This is a genomic window from Paenibacillus sp. P3E (assembly GCF_001909045.1).
Lineage (GTDB): Bacteria > Bacillota > Bacilli > Paenibacillales > Paenibacillaceae > Paenibacillus_AQ > Paenibacillus_AQ helianthi.
Genome location: NZ_LVWH01000059.1, coordinates 21,399 through 41,074, shown reverse-complemented (window position 1 = coordinate 41,074; position 19,676 = coordinate 21,399). Strand labels below are relative to the sequence as shown.

Sequence of the window (19,676 nt, the reverse complement as noted above, 5' to 3'; positions counted from 1 at the left end):
CGTTGACGGCCTGCATTCTATGGAGAGAAACTTTTCTTTATACTGTGTATGTAAACGATTACAAATACTGATGGGGGGCATCATCTATTGAATAAAAAAAGAGGAATGACACTGCTGTCCGGAGTGATAATGTTGTCGCTGCTAAGTGCGTGTGGGAATAATAATGGTAACGGCGGAGGGAACGTGGCGGATCCGCAGGCTTCAGCAGCCGCAACTCAGGCGGCGGGAGACAATACGAAAGCTGCCGGAGATTCCAGCACAGTGGATACCTCCCAGCCTGTCGCACTGAAAATGATCTTTGTGGGGCCTAAGCCGGTCGACTACGATACGGTATTCGGGGAGATTAACAAGAAGCTGAAGGAGAAAATCAACGCTACCGTAGAAGGCGAGTTCTTGGACTGGTCAGACTGGGCGCAGAAATATCCGCTTAAGCTTGCGGCCAACGAGGATTTTGACCTCATTTACGCTGCGAACTGGGCAGGCTACAACGATCAGGCGCTCAAAGGCGGTTTCCTGGAACTGACCGACGAGATGCTGCAGAAGTACACTCCCATGACTTGGAAAGCGATGCCGGAGGTAAGCTGGGGTCAGGCGAAGGTGAACGGTAAGCTCTACATGGTGCCCCAGAACCGCGGGGAAACAGTCGAGAAGCTGATTCTATACCGGGAGGACCTTCGCAAGAAATACAACCTGCCGGAGATTAACAGCCCGGAAGCCTATGCTAACTACCTCAAGACCATCGCTGAGAAAGAGAAGGGAGTCACTCCGTTTGTACCGGAGACCGGAGACTGGAAGCTTCATAATCTGGACCGGGTGCTCCTGAAGCAGCAGAACGAATGGAACATGCTTGACTTTGATCTGCCGATTGGCTTCAAGCTCGACGATCCTACTGGTAAAGTGTTCAATGTATACGAAACGCCAGAATTTAAGGACCTGATCTACTATTATAAAGATCTGGCCGATAATAACGCCTGGTCGAAGAGTGCATTGAACAGCAAGCTGGATCACCAACAGGAGTTCCGGGCTGGCAAGGCGGCGTCAATTACACACAATCTGGGTACGCTTGGCGCCTTGATGACCGATATGCGGGAAAAGAAGTCGCCTTATGAATTGGCGCTGGCAGACATTACGCCGGACAAGAAAAAATCGGTAGCTGTCTCTACACAGAACGGGATCGCCATTCACGCGACTTCCAAGAATCCCGAACGGGCACTGATGATGGTCGATTTGCTGCAGAACGACAAGGAACTGCATGATCTGATCATGAACGGTATCCCATCCGTTCATTATAATCCGGTCGGAGATGACAAGTACACGAACGCTGAAAAGAACGCTAACTATACCGGTTTTTCCAACTGGGGCTTTAACTCGCCGCTCAACCGGGACAACGCTTCCTTCCCGGAAGAAGCTAACGCGTTAACCGACAAGTGGGAAGGGGAGGTTTATCACTATCCTCTGGAAACCTTTGCGTTTAATAACAGCAATGTAAAAACAGAAGTCGCTAATGTCGGCAATGTGATGCTCCAATACGGTATTCCGCTGGAGTATGGAACAGTGAAGGATGTAGACAAGGGGCTGGCCACTCTTCAAAAGCAGGTAAAGGCTGCCGGAATTGACAAAATAATTGCGGAAGTACAGCGTCAGATCGATGAATTTTTGGCCAAATCGGGAAAATGATTTTTTCAGGGACGAAGTAATTCATTCCCGCCTATTCTAATACTAAAAGCCGAAAGAGCCCGCATAGTCAGCGGGCTCTTTGTTATATATATCCCTTCTCCTTACAGCAGGCTGTAACATGACCACAGATTAAATGTTAAATCACAATTCGAACTCCATTAAATCACGGCCCATGGTGATGGGACCTTTATAGATCTCCTGCATGCCTATACTATATTCAGCTTCAGCTTCTGCCGTTTCTGCCGGCGCGGGGATGTGATGGGTAAGCACGAGGTGTTTAACCCCAGCCTGTCGGGCCATTTCAGCTACTTCGTGTGTAGTGGAGTGATATTTGGCAGGGTTGGACAGGGAGGCTGCTTGATCCGGGAATTTCTCAATCAAGGCATCCAGCCATTTCTTGTTATAGGATTCATGGATTAGTAGATCCACTCCCCGGCTATATTTAACCATGTTCTCAACGGGAATGGTGTCACCGGAAATGACCACCGCCTTCCCGTTATATTCAAACTTATAGGCGATCGCCGGATAGACGGGTCTATGATCGACTTCAAAGGCAGTAATCTTAATGCCATTCTGCTCATAAATAACGCCCTCGTTACTTTCAAAATAATGAATATTAGCTCCTTCGTCAGCGGAGAGGTTATAGTGAATTCGCAAATTGACATCAAAATCAAAGGCCGAACGCATTTTGCCGATAATCTCTTGAGTGGTGGCAGGTCCATAAACATTCATTGGCGTGGAGCGTCCAGGAAATACCTGATGGGCATTGACATGGGTACGCCAGCTGGAGATGAATACATCGAAGAATCCCGAGTTATGATCACTGTGATGGTGGGTGAAGAAAATGTCTGATATCCGCTGAGGCATGACACCCGCTTTTAGTAGCTGATCTATAGTGGCACCACCGCAATCCACCAAGAAGGTATGATTTCCGGCAAGAACGACAACACCTGCTTTGGCCCGGCCCTGAAAAGCCCGTGGCGTGCCTGTGCCGAGTAAAATAACTTTTAAGTTTTCATGAAAGCCTGGTAATTGTCTGGTCTGATCTTGTATTTGCATGTAGGTTATACCTCCTTATCTGTCCTTTTTCACTTCATCTAATAACGATAAATCGATAAACTTGCTTAAGTCGAGCTTATCCTCTGTAATATTCTTGATATACCCGGCGTCAAAAGACACCTTAGCCATGCTCTCGATGACCTCCAGATTGACCTCATCCGTTAGATTCAAATGCTCTATGGCCCCTTTAATTAATTTAACATCCATGCCTTTACCGCTGAGCTCCTTGAGTTCTGCGCTGATTAATTTATAGGCCTCTTCAGGATGTGATTTGATAAAGTCAATTCCGTCCAGATTGGCCTTTATCGCTTGTTTGGCCAGATCACGATGCTTTTGAAGAAATTTGTCGCTGGCCACTAGCAGGGTTAATGGATAGTTGCCGTTATTGGGCGGGATTTTGTCCCAATCGACCAAGACCTCGCCAGTGCCTTCTTCTACCAGTTGTATTCCCCAAGGTTCTGGAATTAAGGTAGCATCGACTTCTTTTTGCCGCATGGCGACCAATGTGTCTGCCGGAGCACGGGTGATAATCTGTACGCCGGAGGTATCCGTCGATACCTTCAAGCCTTCCTGCCCTAACAGTAAACGCAACGAGATTTCATTAGTGCTGCCTTTGGTGGGAATAGCTACTGTTTTGCCCACTAAGTCCTTCACGGAATGGATGCCGGCATCTTTGCGGGCAATAAAGACCGCACCCCCATTATTCGAACCGGAAATGATCCGAAAGTTCTCACTCTTCAGAAATTGGTTGATTGCAGGACCTGGACCCACAAAGCCCAGATCAATCTGGTGGGTTGCGATGGCGGTGGAGAAGTCGGAGCCGTTGTCAAAGGCCGTGACTTCAATCTTAACATTGGCCCCGAAGGCATCCTGAAAATAGCCGTTCTTCAAGGCGATAAATCCCGGGGCATGGGTCACATTTTTCAAAAGCCCAATATGAACCGTCAGATTATCTGTTGTTGAAGCGTTCCCGCCATTATTTCCGCAAGCTGAAAGAACCAGAGTGAATACTACTATCAGGACGATCGTTAATTTTCTCATGAGGATTCCCCTTTACCTTGGAGTGGATGATTTCAACTTATCTTTTGGCTGAATCTAAGCCGTAGCGGAGCATAATGCGATCCTCCAGTCTTTTGAAGCACAAATGATCCGACAGGGTGCCGATCACGGCGATGATAATGACAACACACAGGATCGTTGCGGTATCGCCTATACTGCGGCTGTCCTGTAGCGTCTGGCCTAGCCCCAGTCCTCTCGCAATAAGCTCACCAGCGGTAAGTGCGCGCCAGGCAAATGCCCAAGCTACACGAACTCCGGTGATGAGATGAGGAAATGCTGCGGGAAGCATCACTTGAAAAAACATCCGAAACCCGCTGCCCGTACCCATCATCCGTGCCGCCCGTAAGTGGATGGTGGAAATATTCATAATGCCGGTTCGACTGGCAATAGACATGGTCCAGGTGGCACCAATGGTGGTGATGAAAATGACGGAGGTATCGTTAAGTCCGAACCAGATGATGGCAAACGGCAGCCAGGCGATACTGGGAACGGTCTGCAGCGCAACAACCAGGAACCCAAAGGTTTCATCGAAATAACGAAAACGGGCGAACAAGAATCCCAGCAGTGTACCGATTCCAATCGCAAGCACAAACGAAATCAATAAGCGGCGAAGACTGGAAAGGGTGGCCTCCAGCAAATTCCCCTTCGTAAATCCATCGTAAAAGGCTTGATAGGTCTGTAAGGGAGAGGGGAATTTCCAGCCCCATTGAAAAATCCGATAACCCAGCTCCCACGCAATCACTAGGATAATCAGAAATATTATTCTTCTAAATGCTGTATTCATGATCGATCTCCCCTTGGACGATCTTATCCAGTTCATCTGTCAGAACTGCCAGAATTTTAGTTTCGAGAGAATGAATCAAGGGATCCTCCAGCGCATGAGGGCGGGCGGCCTGAACGGAGAACTCCTGCCTAATCCGGCCCGGCTGTGTAGACATGACTAGCACACGTTCAGACAGAAGGATAGCCTCACGAATATTGTGAGTGATGAACAAGATGGTTTTCCGCGTTTTCTGCCAGATCTCCTCCAAATCCTTTTGCAAAATATAGCGGGTCTGCTCATCTAAGGCGGCAAAGGGCTCATCCATTAATAAAATCTCCGGGTCCATGACCAGCGCTCTGGCGATGGCAACCCGTTGCTTCATCCCGCCGGAGAGCTCATGAGGATAACGTTCCACGAACTTACTTAAATGCACGGCTTTAATCTGCTCATAGGCCAGCTCATAACGGGCTTTTTTGGATAAGCCCCGCTGCTTTAATCCAAAGGCAACATTGTCGAGTACGGTTAACCAGGGAAATAGTCCATGCTCTTGAAAGACGACAACGCGGTCGGGGCCAGGAGACGTAATGCTCTGCCCGTTGACGGTAATTGAACCTTCATACGAAGTTTCAAACCCGGCGATCAGATTTAATAAGGTGGATTTTCCGCAGCCGGAGGGACCCAGCAAGGACACAAATTGCCCGCGTTCAACGTGGAAGGATACCTGATCTAGTACCGTGTAGGGTTCTCCTTTTCGCTGCATGAACGTTTTGCTGACATTGTTGATATCGATCATGTGCACACCTTCCTGACCCAAGCGCTTCTTTAAATATCTGTGAAAAAGCGGTTTGGATGATAAATGATAATTTTCTTATGGTTGTAGTCTATAAGTGCTTTCTCACGCCACTTATTCAAGGTCTCGGTAACCGTCTGTCTGCTGCAGCCAATTACATAAGAAATCTCTTCATGACTTAGCTGCAGTTGCAGATGGATCTGCTCATCTTTCTGAGTGCCCATCTGGAATATTAACCAAGCCAATCTCCATGCCACAGGCCGGCTGATTAGCGTCTCAACCATGTTTTGGGTCTGCAATAGCCGATGGGCGCCGATAACCGCTAAGGAGTATGCAAACTCAGCGTTGCTTTTGGCTAAATCCAGAAAAATCTGCCCGTCTAACGTGATCATCTGACAGTCTACCAGGCACTTGGCATATCGTTTGCGTTGAAGGTTCGCCAGCAGCTCCGCATTCCCGAAGATCTCACCGGCATAACGAAGAAAGAGGGTAATGCCTTGACCTTCCTGGGAGGACTGTGAAATTTTCACTAAGCCTGTGTCTACATAAAAGACCGCATTGGCGGGATCATTCTCTAAAAAAATGAATTCGTTTTTCTTATAGGATTTTGGGGTTCCGTATTCTTGAAAGACACGAAGAAGGACCTCCTTAATCTGCTGCTTCTCTAATAAATCCCCGGGATTGCCGATTGAATCCATGGATAGGTCACCTCTTATCAGCTGAGTTTTGTAGGATAATAAAACACAGTAATCTTATGCGATATATGTATATTAGCACAATCCATTAGTAAAAAATGTCGTGTAGCTGACAATAGGAAGAAATATCAAGAATCTATTGACAATAACACAGTTATCCTATAGGATTTAAAAAAAGACAACTGACTGACGAATCAATCGGGGGGAGGAAGATGGATTGCCCATAGATGACAACAACGGAAACATAGATCGCAGAACTCAGCTGATGCAGATCGCTCTGGAGAAGTTTGCCAGGCTGGGATATCATCAGACGAAAATATCGGACATCGTTCAGGAAGCGGGTGTAGCGCAAGGAACCTTTTACTGGCACTTTAAGAGCAAGGAAGCCATTGCGCTGGAGATTATCGAAACGGGCAAGGAACAGCTACTGCAAGTGATTGCCCAAGGTTATCGTCAAGATCCGGGAGATATAACGGACATGGTAGAAGCTTCAGAAGCACTGTTCCACCGGTTGTTCAATTTCGCCGCAGAGAACCGCCATCTTATGGAGATCCTCCTGATGGGAAATGGAGCCGACCAAACGATAAGGAAGCGTATTTCGGCTACCCGGAATGCAATGGAGCAAGCTTTTCGCCGCAATATAGAAAGAGCGATAGAGCTGCAAATGCTGCCTGAGGGTATAGAGGTTGAGCTTCGCGCTGCTCTGTTAATGAGTATGTGTGACGGGTTGCTCTCACGTTGGTTATTTGGCTCCGAAGACATTCATTCTAAGGTTGCAGAGGCCTCTGCACAGCAATTAGCGAGTGAATTGGCCAATTTCGAATTTTACGGATTGTTGGGAAAACTATAGATAAAGGGAGAGAAACAATAATGATAAAACGTAAATTTGCTATGGTTACAATAACAGCGCTGGCTGTGTTCGGTCTGGTTCTAAGCGCTTGCGGCGGGAAATCAGATTCGGGAACTACAGCGGCGAATGAACTGGAACAAATTAAAAAAGCGGGCGTGATCAAGGTCGGTACAATGGGAACCTATCCGCCGTATACCTTTTTGAATGATAAGAAAGAAGTAGACGGCTTTGACCCTGATATCGCCAAGGAAATTGCCAAACGTCTTGGAGTAACAGCAGAATTCACAACTCAGGATTTCTCCGGGCTGATCCCAAGTCTGCAAGCGAAGAAATTCGATATCGTGATTAGCCAGGTTACGATAACTGATGAACGTAAGAAGCAAATTGATTTCACGGATTCTTACATCACCAACAATGTCAAAATCATCGTCAATACCAAAAATACAGATATCACGAAGCTGGAAGACTTCAAAGGGAAGACGATTGGGGTGGGGCTCGGAACGAACGATGAAACCTATCTTCGTACCGAAGTGCTGCCAAAAGTAGGTGATTTCAAGATCAAGACGTATGATGATGTCATTACCTCACTGAAGGATCTGGATGCAGGACGGATTGATGCGACCATTAATAATCTGTATGCCTTGAAGCCGGTTGTAGATGAGAATGGCTTTCAGATTAAAGCGGTGGGCGAACCGATCAAATCCGATATGGCGGGTGTAGCTCTCCGCAAGGATAATGCAGAGCTTCGTGATGCCATGAATAAAGCCTTGGCCGATATGAAGGCAGATGGCACTTACGACACTCTTTTTCAGAAATGGTTCAATGAGACACCTGCAAAATAAATGTTGGAGCGTGCGCCCTATGGCGGGAAGGGGGTAGTATCTATGCAACTCGTATTCGACAATCTGCCCTTCTTGCTGAAGGGCGCCGGTTACACTTTACTGTTGACGATTGTCTCTATGTTCTTCGGTCTGATCATCGGCCTCGTGGTGGCAATCGCCCGTCTCAAAGGGAATCCGCCGATTCGGTGGATTGCCCGTTTCTATGTATCGGTCATCCGCGGGACACCACTCCTAGTACAGATTGTTATCATATATTATGGGCTTGTAGATTATGGGATTACGCTTGGTTCCCTGACAGCAGCCTATATTGCGCTCAGTGTAAATGCTGGGGCTTACTTGTCTGAGACGTTCCGTGGAGCCATTCTGTCGGTTCCGAAGGGACAATTGGAGGCTGCTTATTCAACCGGAATGACGCCATGGCAGGCGATGCGCAGAATTGTGCTGCCGCAGGCCATGCGTATTGCTATTCCACCTATGGGAAATACGTTCATTGGTATGCTGAAGGAGACCTCACTCGTTTCAGTAATCACGGTCAGCGAACTTCTGCGTCAAGCACAGCTCCTCATTGCCCAGTATTATCAATATATGCCTTTTTATCTGGGGATCGGTGTGATGTATTGGATTATGAGTACTGGGCTGGCCTTCATCCTGGAGCGGTTCGAACGCAGATTGGCCAAAGCTTATTGAACATGGAGATGACGTTAACATGATAACGACTACAGGCTTATCGAAGCATTTTCAGGATCATGAAGTGCTGAAGGGCATTAATATACAGGTGGCAGCACAGGATATTGTCGTTGTCCTGGGACCGAGCGGTTCAGGCAAAAGCACATTGCTTCGCTGCTTAAATGGTCTGGAGGACATCTCAGGCGGCAGTTTTGAGGTGAATGGGATTGTAGTAGATGCTACTGCCTCCAGGCGTTTGCGTCAGCAGGCTACCCGGAATATCCGTAAGCAGAGCGGGATGGTGTTCCAGCAATTCAATCTATATCCACACAAAACAGCGCTCGGCAATGTGATTGAAGGTCTGATCACCGTGAAGAAGCTGCCGAAGGAACAGGCTGTAGCTATAGGCCGGAAGCTTCTGGACCGCGTTGGACTGGCAGATCGTGAAGAATATTATCCTTCCCGGCTCTCCGGCGGGCAGCAACAAAGAGTGGCGATTGCCCGTTCTCTGGCTATGGAACCCGCAGTAATGTTATTCGATGAACCCACTTCTGCGCTTGATCCCGAGCTTGTCGGTGAGGTGCTCAGTGTGATGCGTGAGCTGGCTCAGGAGGGCATGACGATGCTGGTCGTGTCACATGAGATGAAGTTTGCCCGTGAAGTGGCGACCAAAATCATTTTTATGGCAGATGGTAATATTATCGAAGAAGCGGCTCCGCAGCGGTTTTTTGAAGATCCCCGAGAGGAACGGACACGCAGATTCTTGCGTCAAATCAACGAAGTTTAAGGAAGAAGGTAAAGATAATGAAAGTATCGACCATTTGGAAAGGTAAACGGATGTTTGATTCAACAGGGCCTTCCGGCTATTCCGTGGGGATGGATGCAACTCCTAAATACGGTGGTAACGGCGAAGGCATGACTCCGATGGAATTGCTGCTGGCCGGGTTGGGAGGCTGTATGGGCATCGATATCACGATGATTCTGGATCGGTTCCTGCCAGAAATCACACGACTTGAGATTGAAGCAGATGGAACCCGCAAGGAAGCGAATCCTTCCGGATTTACAGCAATTGATCTGTTTTTTCATATTGATGGGAATGTCCCCGATTACCGGCTCTGGAAAGCCATCCTGATGGCTGAGGAGAAGTACTGTGCCGTCTCGGATTCGCTTAAGGCAGACATCCGCTTGCATCTAATTCTTAATGGAGTAGAGGTAGAGAAACCAGAGAAAAAAAGCTAAGGCTTGGATTGGACTGAACTATTCATATCAAAAATAAAGTTATCGGTAAGCGGCCTTGGTCCTGAATTCTATGGGACTAAGGTCGTTTTGTTTTGCTTATAACCGTTCACTGTTGAAAATGGCATCTAGCATTTCAACATCTAAGCAATAGTAATGCACCCGAAAAAATATAAAATGAACTGTATTTTATAATTTTTATGCTGTAAACCTTAAAATTTGACATCAAAATATTTATTATCGAAAACTACTCTATCGAATGATCGACAAATATCCGAAATATTATTATGAGCTAATTACACAAAAGCGAAATGGGGGGGGTTCTAATGTCACAGCAATTAAAGAAAAGACGATTCAATTTATCGAGTATTGCAAATACATTATCAATTGTTCTCTTAGTTATTATCGTTGTCGTCTTTTCGATCTTGGGTACATTTGTATTTTCTAGCACTCGAAACATACTTGTGAAGAACCAAGAGTCCATGCTTCAGACTAAAACACAGGCACTCGTTAGTCAGTTCGATGCTTTATTTAAGGAAAAGGGTTCACTTGTCAAGCAGATGTCAACGAATAATCTATTTAAACAATATCTCGAATCTACGGAATCTCCTGGATTGGCCAAAACTTCTCCGCATGCGGCTGAAGTAACAAAAACCTTGGCAGCCATTGTTAAGGGAGAGCCCGCTTTTGCAGATGCTTGGGTAGCAAGTACTACAGGCAAAGGCTTTTACATCCTGAACGATGGCAGTGTATCGGAGCCTACCTTTACTATTGAACAACGCCCGTATTACAAACCGGCAGTCGCAGCAGACGGCTTGTACTACTCCGATCCTTACAATGATATTATTACGGGTGATTTGTTGATGGGTATTTTTTATCCGATTAAGAATGACAACAATGCGATAATTGGTTTTGTGGTAGTTGATATAGCGTTTAAGGATATTCCTTCTATCATGCAAAGCTATAAGCTTGGCAGCACAGGTTATTCCATTCTCGCCACAAAAACTGGAGAGATTATGTATCACCCTGATAAGACTAAAATATTAAAGGAAAAGATTAACGAGAGCCCGGGTGATCTAGGGAAGATCGGAAAGAAAATGTTAGCTGGCGAATCCGGAGTAGAACTGATTAACGACAATGGAGAGAGCCGTTACATCGGGTACGCCACAAGTAAAGATACTGGGTGGTCAGTAGGATTGACCATTTCAAAGCGTGAAGTACTCTCAGAATTAGTGAACTTCACATGGCTTACCATTATCGGGTTCACTGCAGCTGCGTTCCTGCTCATTTTATTTTCATATATCACACTCCGTTATCTGCTCAGATCCATACCTATACTTCTTACCAAGATCAAGCGGGTGGAAAACGGGGATTTGACTGTTGAGTTCGATGCTAATTCTAAAAATGAAATTGGACAAATTTCAATCGGAATCTTCAATATGGTCCGGAAAATTCAAAATATGATTCAGATGGTTGGCGCCTCCGCAGAGGTATTAAATCAGTCTTCCAAGGATCTGCAATCTATATCTTCCCGAACGGCTGTGACAATGAACGATATGGCTATGGCCATTACTGAGATTGCTAACGCAACTAATTATCAGTCAATCGAAACGGATACGATTCTTCACAAAACAGGGTCATTATCCGGTCAAATCGACGAAATCACGAATGATACCAAAGCCATAGAAGGGATGGTGCAAGCTTCTGCAGACCAAAGCGGACTAGGGTTAGACGTTTTGGATCAGTTATCCAGATGGGCTCAAGAAAATCACAACTCCACACAGGCGATTTCGTCTGCGATTCAAGATATTGATCTTAGCCGTAATGAGATATCGGGCATCGTAGATACGGTACATCAAATTGCCACACAAACCAATCTGTTAGCACTTAACGCGTCTATCGAAGCAGCACGTGCAGGAGAACAGGGCCGCGGGTTTGCTGTTGTGGCAGGAGAGGTCCGGAAATTGGCGGAACAGACTGCACGGGCTACACAGGAGATCGCCAGAAAGGTTCATGATATCGCGGAGAAAACCACGGCATCCGTTGAACACACAACGCAGGGCCTTGAAATAGCTGGAGAAACCGCGAAATCCGTTGAAGCTACGAAGCAGGTGTTCCTCAGTATTAACAAGGATTTAGAAGGCTTGAAATTACGCATGATTCAAATCAGCGATAACACTTCCAATGTTCATACCCACAAGGAAGAAATTTTACAGGCACTGGAAGTGATTTCTTCGACGACAGAAGAGAATTCTGCTTCGACGGAAGAGGTTAGTGCAAGTACTCAGGAGCAACTGGACAGCATTCAGCATGTTGCAGCACTATCCCAGCAACTCAGCCTTTTGTCGAAAAAGCTACAGGATGAATTGAATCAGTTCCAGGTCGAATAGCACATGTAAATAAAAGTCCATTGTTATCATTAAGAATCGAGTAAACTTAAAGGGAATTTTTTTATAGCCAGAAGTGTATATCTGTAGAAATAGTAATTAGAGCAAAACGGGCGGCGGTTCTCCGGTAACGGGGGCCGCTGTTTGTTATGTGGAGGAAATATGTGGAGCTGAAATCACCCTTAATTTACTTTTGACAAAATTATACGGTTATGTGTGAGGATTCTTGATAGAATAGGAGAGCTGCAGGAATTTACTCAACTAAAGGAGAGGTCTTATTGTTAAGAAGAGGATTTATACTAGTGTTCTCAATACTATTATTTATGTCCAGTAGTATCACAGCATTTGCGGTGGAAAAAGTTAGCGCAGGTGCAGAGGCAGCTACCCCCTCCGGGATTCCGCTGGCCGGTTTGGAAGCTTTTGTCGACAATTATGTTAAAGAGTACATAGGACAACAATCCGTAGGCGCGTCTGTTGTTATGGTGAAGGACGGCCAGGTGGTTCTGTCCAAGGGTTACGGCTACGCCGACGTGGAGCAGCAGATCCCTGTCTCGCCGGATACGGTAATGGAGTGGGGCTCGATCAGCAAGCTTACCGTATGGACGTCCGTGATGCAGTTGGAAGAACAAGGTGAAATTGATTTGAATGAAGATATTCGCAACTATTTACCGGAGAATTTCCTAACAAAGCTGAAATATGATGATCCCATAACAATGCTTAATCTCATGAACCACAATGCCGGATTCGAAGAGTATATGTTCGATATGGCCTACCAATCTCCTGAGGAAGTGCGGTCGCTGGAAGAGGGACTGAAGCTTGCCCAGCCTGCACAGATATACAGACCTGGTGAGGCTGTAGCCTATTCGAATTATGGTAACTCACTGGCTGCGTATATTGTGGAGAGAATCAGCGGTCAGCCTTACCGTGAATACGTTCAGCAGCATATTTTTGATCCCCTTGGCATGAAGGATTCCATTGCCTATTCCGTAGTAGAAGAGCGCCCGGAGCTGCTGAAGCATAAAGCTAAGGGTTATTTCTTTGAGGGAAAAGGGTCCTTTAGGCAGGGATCATGGAACTATATGTCCATGTACCCCAATGGCGGCAATAACGGCACTGCGGAAGATCTGGCTAAGTTTGCGATGGCGTTCCTGCCTGCAGCCGGAGAACAATCCCCTCTGTTCGAGAAGCCCGAGACCCTGGGCAAGATGCTGACCCAAAGTTATGCCTCAGCTGAAGGAATGCCGGGCAATGCGCATGGGTTCTGGGAATATCCTGGACGGCACCGGACGCTCGGCCACGGCGGGAATACGATTGCCTTTGCCACCAATCTGCAGATCGTGCCTGAAGACCGGTTCGCGATCGTAATTATGACCAATCAGGCCAGCGAATCCAATATTGTTCATGGTCTGACCAAAGCAATCGTGGGTACGCGTGAGCAGGCGGATGCAGTCGATCTGCCGGACGCGTCAGAGGTTCAAGGTGAGTTCGTGGCTGCGCGCCGCCCTGGACATGGCTTCATGAATCTATTTCCCTATCTCACGCTGATGAAGCTTGAGCCGCAGGGAGCGGATCAGCTCCGTGTGTCACTTGCAGGTATGACCGGGAGCTATAAGCAGGTTCAGCCTTATCTCTATGAGAAAGTAAGCGGAGACTCGGCGCTGGATGCCTGGCCCATGCTGCATGCAACAGTCAGTGATGGTAAGGTAAAGGCGATCTCGGTGTATACCTCTGATTATTTGCCATTGCCTGCTGATAAATCGATGCCGGTGCTGCTCTTGAGTGCCGCGCTTGCGGTGCTGGCCGTCGTCTATTTCATTATCGCCCCGTTTGTATTGCTGGTTCAGAAGATCTTGAACAGGCGGAGAGCCAGAACACGCCCTGCTTCTAGTGCCGCCAGCCGCAAGTTGGTGGTTGGCCTAACCTTATCAGGCACTGGCATTGTGGTGAACAATCTGGTTCTGGCTTTGCGGATGCTCAGCAACAATGAGCGTGCCTATGCCGAAGTGTACCCGCAGATTATGGTTAACTATGGTCTGACTGGACTGGCTGTATTGTTCTTGGCAGCATTGCTGGTATCCTGGAAGAAGAAGCGGTCTGCTTCAACTGCCCGTGACAAGTGGTCGGCCATTCTGCCTGGGGCGATGATGGTAGTTCTGGTAGGACTGCTTGTATTCTGGCAATTCTACAGTTAAGCTGGCAGTTCTGAACTGATCCCATCAAGTAGACAGCGCGGATATGATCCTTAAGCGGCCTTAGTCCTGAATTCAATGGGACTGAGGCTTTTAATTTTGCTGCTTAACGGAGGAATCGGTCGAGTGGTGCGCTTTCCGCCGGAGAGGGGCCTTTGATAAAATTGAGAAGTTCATGCCTGCCTATTCATCTGTACAATCCCAGCACAAAAAGCCCGCACCAAGCGCAGGCTCATCATGTTGACTATTCATCAGCAGCAATCTAGCGGTACGATTCTAAAAATAGGGTGTCGGTGCTAGCCGGAGTTCATATTCTGTTGTCAATTTATATGTAAGTGCAGTATGGCGTAAATCCAAGTAAAGCTCTGCCTTTGTGGCATTAATGTAGGGCTGAACGAATAAGACGCCGATGCCGAGTGCCAGCAGGCCAAGCAGAATCCATCCAAGAAAGCTAAGATCAAGCACAAACATGCGGAACTTATGTCCCTGTGTCATTTGCTTGCTTAATTCTACTGCACGGTTATATCCGATATTCGGATTGTCTGCAAGGATGTAAGGTACCTGACTATATGCATAGGCTTTTACTATTCCTGGAATGATCAGTAACAGGAACCATAAGAAATTCAAAAAACCTCTCCAAAGCATAGTTAGAACTATAGCCCAATACCGTTCTTTATGAAACGCATAGCCGATATTGCCCATACGGACTTCACCCTCGGCAGCCTGCTTGAAGTAACGCAATGAACCTACTGTGAGAGGAGAACCAATCAGGATATGAAATGCAATTCCAATTACTGCGAATAAGCCAACTATGAATACTACGATAATAAGGAAGGGGCCTAAAATCCCCCAATCCATGTCATGAACAGAGTTGGACCATTCTGAACGAAATGGCGAGGAACCCATTCTTTGAGTTAAGCTTGGGATACCCATGCCTTCTCCAAGTAAAACCAGTATTAAACTCACCACAAAAGCCTTCCAATACGAGATTCGGAGCACATCCTTAGCCCTTCGCTTTATTTCCTTACGATCCCACATCAAAACCTCTCCCTTTGTTTTGCATTTTGTTCTTCGACTTACAATAGATACCATAGATTATGCCAAAAAGAAACAATTAAATGCCATTCGCACAAAAAAACCGCGTGGACCGCGGCCTCATCCTGCAGACTATTTACCAGTAGCTCCGTTTACTCCGGTGGCAGTATAGGACAGCTGCTGCAGTATCCATGATCCGGTCTAAGCTGATAGGCCAGACAGCAGGTGGCCTTAATAGATATAGTGTTGTGTGGAGGGTTGGGGTCTGTTCTGAATTTGGGTATGATGCGGAACGGATTGCTGTGAAGTCCGAATACCTCCGGTTCGATTTCCCAGGTGATGGATTTGAATTGCTCGATGATAAGGTTGCGGGTGCTGTCATCTGCCGCATCCCGGGATTCCTCTTCCATATAGGTATATAGCTGATTATAAATATGCTTCCATAGCATCACTGCTTTAGTCTGTGCGGCTTTGGCAAGAGCAAGAATAATCGGACTGACATCATTCTTATAAAACAAACCAAGCTCATCTAGTATTCCTTTCCCGGAAACACTTTTGTGGCAGAGGCCGTCCCGATTTTCATGGACATGAAAGGAGAATACGGGGAACCCCTCAGTGCGGATGAGCTGTACAGACATGTTGCTTAGACACAAGGCATGAGCCATCGGGTGTGCCCTTTCCCCGATCGATCTGATCCCCATAGAGGATGAGGCTGTTAGGGAGGTAATATTCAGTCCAAGGATGGTCAGCCGGAGCTGCGCAGGGAATAATGTTCAGAGTAAGCAGTGCCCCAATCAGGCTGCCGTGGTAAGCAACCATTTTCAGCTTGGCATTTCGCATGAATGTTGCCGGAGCTACGCCGGTAATTTGCTTGAATTTGCGCCGGAAATAAGGGATGTCCTTATAACCAACGTAAGCGGCAATATCCTTCAATTCATAATTCGTTTGCGGCAACATAAGGCTCCTTGCTTGTCTAATCCGGTACTCGGTCAGGTATTCAATCGCGCTGATACCATATTTCTGCTTGAACAGTCTGATGAAATGCCTTTCGCTAGTGCCTGCCTCGCCTGCCAGCAGGCGGATGGAGAGCTCTTCGCGGTAGTGTTGCTCTATATATGATTTGACCCGCTCTATCACAGCATCTGTATCGCTCAATTGCAACTGGCCGACATCGCTCAGCAGCTCATAGAATCTGCTCTGGGCATGCAGCCGCTGCAAGGGATTTATGTTTCCCATGGAAGCGGCGATGGCCTCACAGTGTTTGCTGTAAGTAATAGTTGATGCAATCGCTGCTTCTCCTTCCATGGGGAAGGGGATATGAAGCTCCGATGAGCTTGTCTGTTCCTGATCTTCAGGCAGATCACGCTGACCAAATACATCAAACCGAAGAATGTATATCCTCTGGTCTCCTGAACCCTCTAGACGGGCTTCGATCAACTGCCCTGGTAGGCAAATAAAAGCAAATCCCGCTCTGAGTTCAGCATATTTTCCATCTACCGTTATCCAACCCCGGCCAAATATTGGAATCAGGAGCATATGCGATTCAAGAAATTGTAGCCGAAGTGACCACTCTCCCTTGGGATTGTTGTTCTGTGTGATGCTTCGAAGCCTGAACCACATTTGATCAATCTGTCCGAATGTTCCCGTAGGGGGGATGCCATCCTTACTAATCATTCATCGTACCACCTTCCGGTATGCAGCAACACGCAAATACTTGCATCTGAGGCCGCGGGTCACTGGGATAAAGTATCCTGTGGGGGGATATGAAGCTGGAGTGACTGGGTTAGCTATGAAGGGAATGTTCGTAATGATTGAATACATCGCCAAGCGGCTAATAAGCATCAGCGATGTATTTTTGTGCCCCGAAGTCAACACGGAGTCAACGTTTCGCTTCGGAAAACATTTTCAGTGTAGGCGGCAACGCAATTTTTCTTCAAAAAGCTACGCTGCATCAATATTTTGACAGCTTGAATACCGGCTTCATAATCATGCGAATCCAAAAAGCAAATACAGTCGTTCCGGTCCATGAGCTGCGCATATTCTGGCTGTATTGATCGTTGATAATATACGTCCGAGTGGAAGTAGGGCTCTTCAGATCGAACTTTTCCCACTCCGCCGGGTCATTCGAACCTCCGAGCCTTTCAAGCATATTTTCCGATGCACTATTTACTTTGGAAGGAATTTGCTCGTAGGCTTCGGTGATTTGCGCATGAAATTCGTCGATAGGATTACGGCTGGCAAGGCTCTCCAAGTGGATGCTTTCGCGAAGGTAAGAAATGTACGCAAGATGTTCAGCCCAGAACTCGTCGATATAAAAAAGCCGTACCCGCTTCTCCGCAGGGCTCATCGACTGTTCGCCTTTCAAAATGCGGAGCCGCTCTGCGTGTAGAATTCGCCTCTGATCCTCTACCATATCTGAATAACAGTTCAGTTCCTTGTGGATATCGAAGTTTTGGCCCATAACAATACGCTGAATACTTGTGATCTTGCTGCTTAGTAATGTCTCTTCAAGAGCCTCATCCTGCTTTGGAGCTCGAGCCGCTTTATGGATGCCGAAGCGATGCAGCAACTCGTCCTCCAAGCTTACATAAAAAACGGAATCTCCCGGGTCGCCTTGGCGGCCAGAACGCCCGCGAAGTTGGTCGTCGATTCGCATGCTTTCGTTTACATGTGTGCCAATCACATATAACCCACCCAGTTTAGCGACTACCTCTGCTTGCGCGGGGTCACCGCTGCCGAGCCGGATGTCGACGCCGCGTCCCGCCATATTCGTTGACACTGTCACGGCGCCAGTTTCTCCCGCTTTGGCGATGATCCCGGCTTCTTCTGCGTCGTTTTTTGCATTCAAAACATGGCAAGGTACACCGGCAACCGCTAGCGCCTTCGCCAGCATGTCAGACTCCTCAACGCTTGACGTACCAATGAGAATGGGACGTCCCGACTTATGGACGGACGAGATTTCGTGTACAAGCGACTTAATCTTGGCTTCTTTATGGGTATAAATCCGGTGCGGATGGTCGATCCGGATATTTGGCCGGTTCGGCGGGATTTGCACGACCTCCAGCGTATAAATATCTTTGAACTCCATTCTGGAAGCATGCGCAGTAGCCGTCATTCCGCAAATCTGCGGATACAGGCTGATGAAGTGTTGAATGGTGATCGTCCCGAGAATTTTTCCACTGGCTGTGGAGGACAGCCCCTCTTTGGCCGTAAGTGCGGCTTGCAGCCCGTCCGGCAAATACCGGTTCTCCGCCACGCGGCCGGTATATTCTTCGATCAGCTCGATTTTTCCGTCCCGGACGATGTAATCGACGTCTTTCATTAATAACGTTTCCGCATGCAGTGCGCAATTTAATGACGTCAGCAAGTGACTGTTATGGCTATCGTACAAATTGCCGCATCCCAGCAACGATTCCGCTTTCTCGGCACCTGCTTCATTTAAGTAAACGTTCCGCTGGAACTCGTCGAAGTCGTAAAACTCTGCTTGCTTGAGCTGCCGAGCTACTTCTGCAAAACGAAAGCCGTCGCTCCTGGAAGAGGCCGAATCGCCGCTGATGACTAGCGGCACCCGCGCTTCGTCGAGAAGCAGCGAATCCGCTTCGTCGACGATGACGTAATGGAAAGGACGATGCACGGTATCGGCTTCGCTTAGTGCAATTGTGTCACGTAAGTAATCGAATCCCGCTTCTTTAGCCGTAACATAGGTTATATCCTTGGTGTATGCTTCCCGTTTCTCGTACAGGCTCATGCCCGCTTGAACCGAGTTTACCGTTAACCCGAGGAAACGATAGACCGGGCCCATCCACTCCGCATCCCGCTTAGCCAAATAATCGTTAAAAGTCAGCACATGAACGCCTTTGCCGGTCAGTGCATTTAGATATGCAGGCATAACAGCAGAGAGTGTTTTTCCTTCACCGGTATGCTGCTCGATCAGAAATCTCTCATGTAGAGCAATGGCAGCCATAATCTGGACTTCGTAAGGCTGTAATCCGAGCTTTCTCTTCGCTGCCTCGCAGACTAACGCATAAGCATCGACAAGCAGCTCGTCCAAAGGTGTACCTGACCGCGCTTCTTTTTGCAGCCGGAGGGATTCCTCTTGGAGTCGCCCGTCATCCCAGGCTTCCATATTCCGTTTCCTAATGAGCTCCGTTTTGTCCCGATAGACCTTCAGCTTATTCTGGTTATCGAGGTTTTTGAATTTTTGCATGAACTTGACGGCTATATTCATATTAATGTGATCCCCCCTCGTTAGACATACGCTTAGTTTTGAACAACATTAAAGCTGATCTGTTGCCTGCCAGCAAACGCCAATGTGTCGAAAACCATGTGGTTGAAAGTAAGGGCGATCGTAATGGCCATTACCAGTTATTGGTTGGTTGGATTGTAGCTTATGTATTGCACAATGTAAATACTATTTTGTATTTTGGG

The 19,676-nt window shown here is 47.3% G+C and carries 17 protein-coding genes; 8 read left to right on the top strand and 9 right to left on the bottom strand.

Annotated elements, in window-relative coordinates:
• Window positions 1–87 precede the first annotated feature (87 nt).
• Window positions 88–1,677, top strand: coding sequence for an ABC transporter substrate-binding protein (locus tag A3842_RS07190; protein WP_305953379.1), 1,590 nt, complete (start codon window positions 88–90; stop codon window positions 1,675–1,677).
• Window positions 1,678–1,818: 141 nt separating this feature from the next.
• On the opposite strand, the gene A3842_RS07185 is transcribed toward A3842_RS07190, so the two are convergent.
• From A3842_RS07185 to A3842_RS07165, 5 genes are read right to left on the bottom strand one after another with little or no spacing between them, the layout of a single operon-like run.
• Window positions 1,819–2,736 carry an MBL fold metallo-hydrolase gene (locus A3842_RS07185; protein ID WP_143186188.1) on the bottom strand — a complete coding sequence of 306 codons (918 nt, stop codon included), beginning with the start codon at window positions 2,734–2,736 and terminating at the stop codon, window positions 1,819–1,821.
• A 15-nt stretch (window positions 2,737–2,751) separates the two neighbouring features.
• Window positions 2,752–3,777, bottom strand: a complete 1,026-nt coding sequence (locus A3842_RS07180) for an ABC transporter substrate-binding protein (protein ID WP_074083601.1) — start codon at window positions 3,775–3,777, stop codon at window positions 2,752–2,754.
• A gap of 37 nt (window positions 3,778–3,814) precedes the next feature.
• Entirely contained in the window at window positions 3,815–4,579 is a 765-nt protein-coding gene (locus A3842_RS07175; RefSeq protein WP_256701561.1) for an ABC transporter permease, read from the bottom strand.
• Entirely contained in the window at window positions 4,563–5,351 is a 789-nt protein-coding gene (locus A3842_RS07170) for an ABC transporter ATP-binding protein (RefSeq protein WP_074083600.1), read from the bottom strand. Before A3842_RS07170 ends, A3842_RS07175 begins: the two co-directional genes overlap by 17 nt.
• A gap of 29 nt (window positions 5,352–5,380) precedes the next feature.
• On the bottom strand, window positions 5,381–6,046 hold the full coding sequence (locus A3842_RS07165) for a Crp/Fnr family transcriptional regulator (protein ID WP_074083599.1): 666 nt from the start codon (window positions 6,044–6,046) through the stop codon (window positions 5,381–5,383).
• Between the two features lie 262 nt (window positions 6,047–6,308).
• On the opposite strand from A3842_RS07165, the gene A3842_RS07160 reads away from it, so the two are divergent.
• From A3842_RS07160 to A3842_RS07130, 7 genes are all read left to right on the top strand, one after another.
• Window positions 6,309–6,893 (top strand): TetR/AcrR family transcriptional regulator, encoded by a 585-nt coding sequence (locus A3842_RS07160; protein WP_074083676.1) that lies wholly within the window; start codon window positions 6,309–6,311, stop codon window positions 6,891–6,893.
• A gap of 20 nt (window positions 6,894–6,913) precedes the next feature.
• Complete coding sequence (locus A3842_RS07155; protein ID WP_074083598.1) at window positions 6,914–7,735, top strand: substrate-binding periplasmic protein; 822 nt, start codon at window positions 6,914–6,916, stop codon at window positions 7,733–7,735.
• Between the two features lie 42 nt (window positions 7,736–7,777).
• The gene (locus tag A3842_RS07150; protein WP_074083597.1) at window positions 7,778–8,422 is read left to right on the top strand and encodes an amino acid ABC transporter permease; all 645 of its coding nucleotides are present in this window, start codon (window positions 7,778–7,780) and stop codon (window positions 8,420–8,422) included.
• A 19-nt stretch (window positions 8,423–8,441) separates the two neighbouring features.
• On the top strand, window positions 8,442–9,188 hold the full coding sequence (locus A3842_RS07145) for an amino acid ABC transporter ATP-binding protein (RefSeq protein ID WP_074083596.1): 747 nt from the start codon (window positions 8,442–8,444) through the stop codon (window positions 9,186–9,188).
• A gap of 17 nt (window positions 9,189–9,205) precedes the next feature.
• The gene (locus A3842_RS07140; RefSeq protein WP_074083595.1) at window positions 9,206–9,640 is read left to right on the top strand and encodes an OsmC family protein; all 435 of its coding nucleotides are present in this window, start codon (window positions 9,206–9,208) and stop codon (window positions 9,638–9,640) included.
• A gap of 323 nt (window positions 9,641–9,963) precedes the next feature.
• Entirely contained in the window at window positions 9,964–12,027 is a 2,064-nt protein-coding gene (locus A3842_RS07135) for a methyl-accepting chemotaxis protein (RefSeq protein ID WP_074100904.1), read from the top strand.
• A gap of 320 nt (window positions 12,028–12,347) precedes the next feature.
• Window positions 12,348–14,216 carry a serine hydrolase domain-containing protein gene (locus tag A3842_RS07130; protein ID WP_074100903.1) on the top strand — a complete coding sequence of 623 codons (1,869 nt, stop codon included), beginning with the start codon at window positions 12,348–12,350 and terminating at the stop codon, window positions 14,214–14,216.
• A 273-nt stretch (window positions 14,217–14,489) separates the two neighbouring features.
• Here the strand turns inward: A3842_RS07130 and A3842_RS07125 are convergent, their stop codons facing one another.
• The 4 genes from A3842_RS07125 to A3842_RS07110 form a co-directional block, all read right to left on the bottom strand.
• A complete protein-coding gene (locus tag A3842_RS07125; RefSeq protein WP_074100902.1) occupies window positions 14,490–15,251 on the bottom strand; it encodes a DUF975 family protein in 762 nt (253 codons plus the stop codon).
• A 149-nt stretch (window positions 15,252–15,400) separates the two neighbouring features.
• On the bottom strand, window positions 15,401–15,886 hold the full coding sequence (locus tag A3842_RS07120; protein WP_074100901.1) for a (2Fe-2S)-binding protein: 486 nt from the start codon (window positions 15,884–15,886) through the stop codon (window positions 15,401–15,403).
• Window positions 15,861–16,922, bottom strand: coding sequence for a helix-turn-helix domain-containing protein (locus A3842_RS07115; protein WP_074100900.1), 1,062 nt, complete (start codon window positions 16,920–16,922; stop codon window positions 15,861–15,863). The genes A3842_RS07120 and A3842_RS07115 overlap by 26 nt, the downstream gene beginning before the upstream one ends.
• A 277-nt stretch (window positions 16,923–17,199) precedes the next feature.
• The gene (locus A3842_RS07110) at window positions 17,200–19,476 is read right to left on the bottom strand and encodes a preprotein translocase subunit SecA (protein ID WP_074100899.1); all 2,277 of its coding nucleotides are present in this window, start codon (window positions 19,474–19,476) and stop codon (window positions 17,200–17,202) included.
• Between the last annotated feature and the right edge of the window lie 200 nt (window positions 19,477–19,676).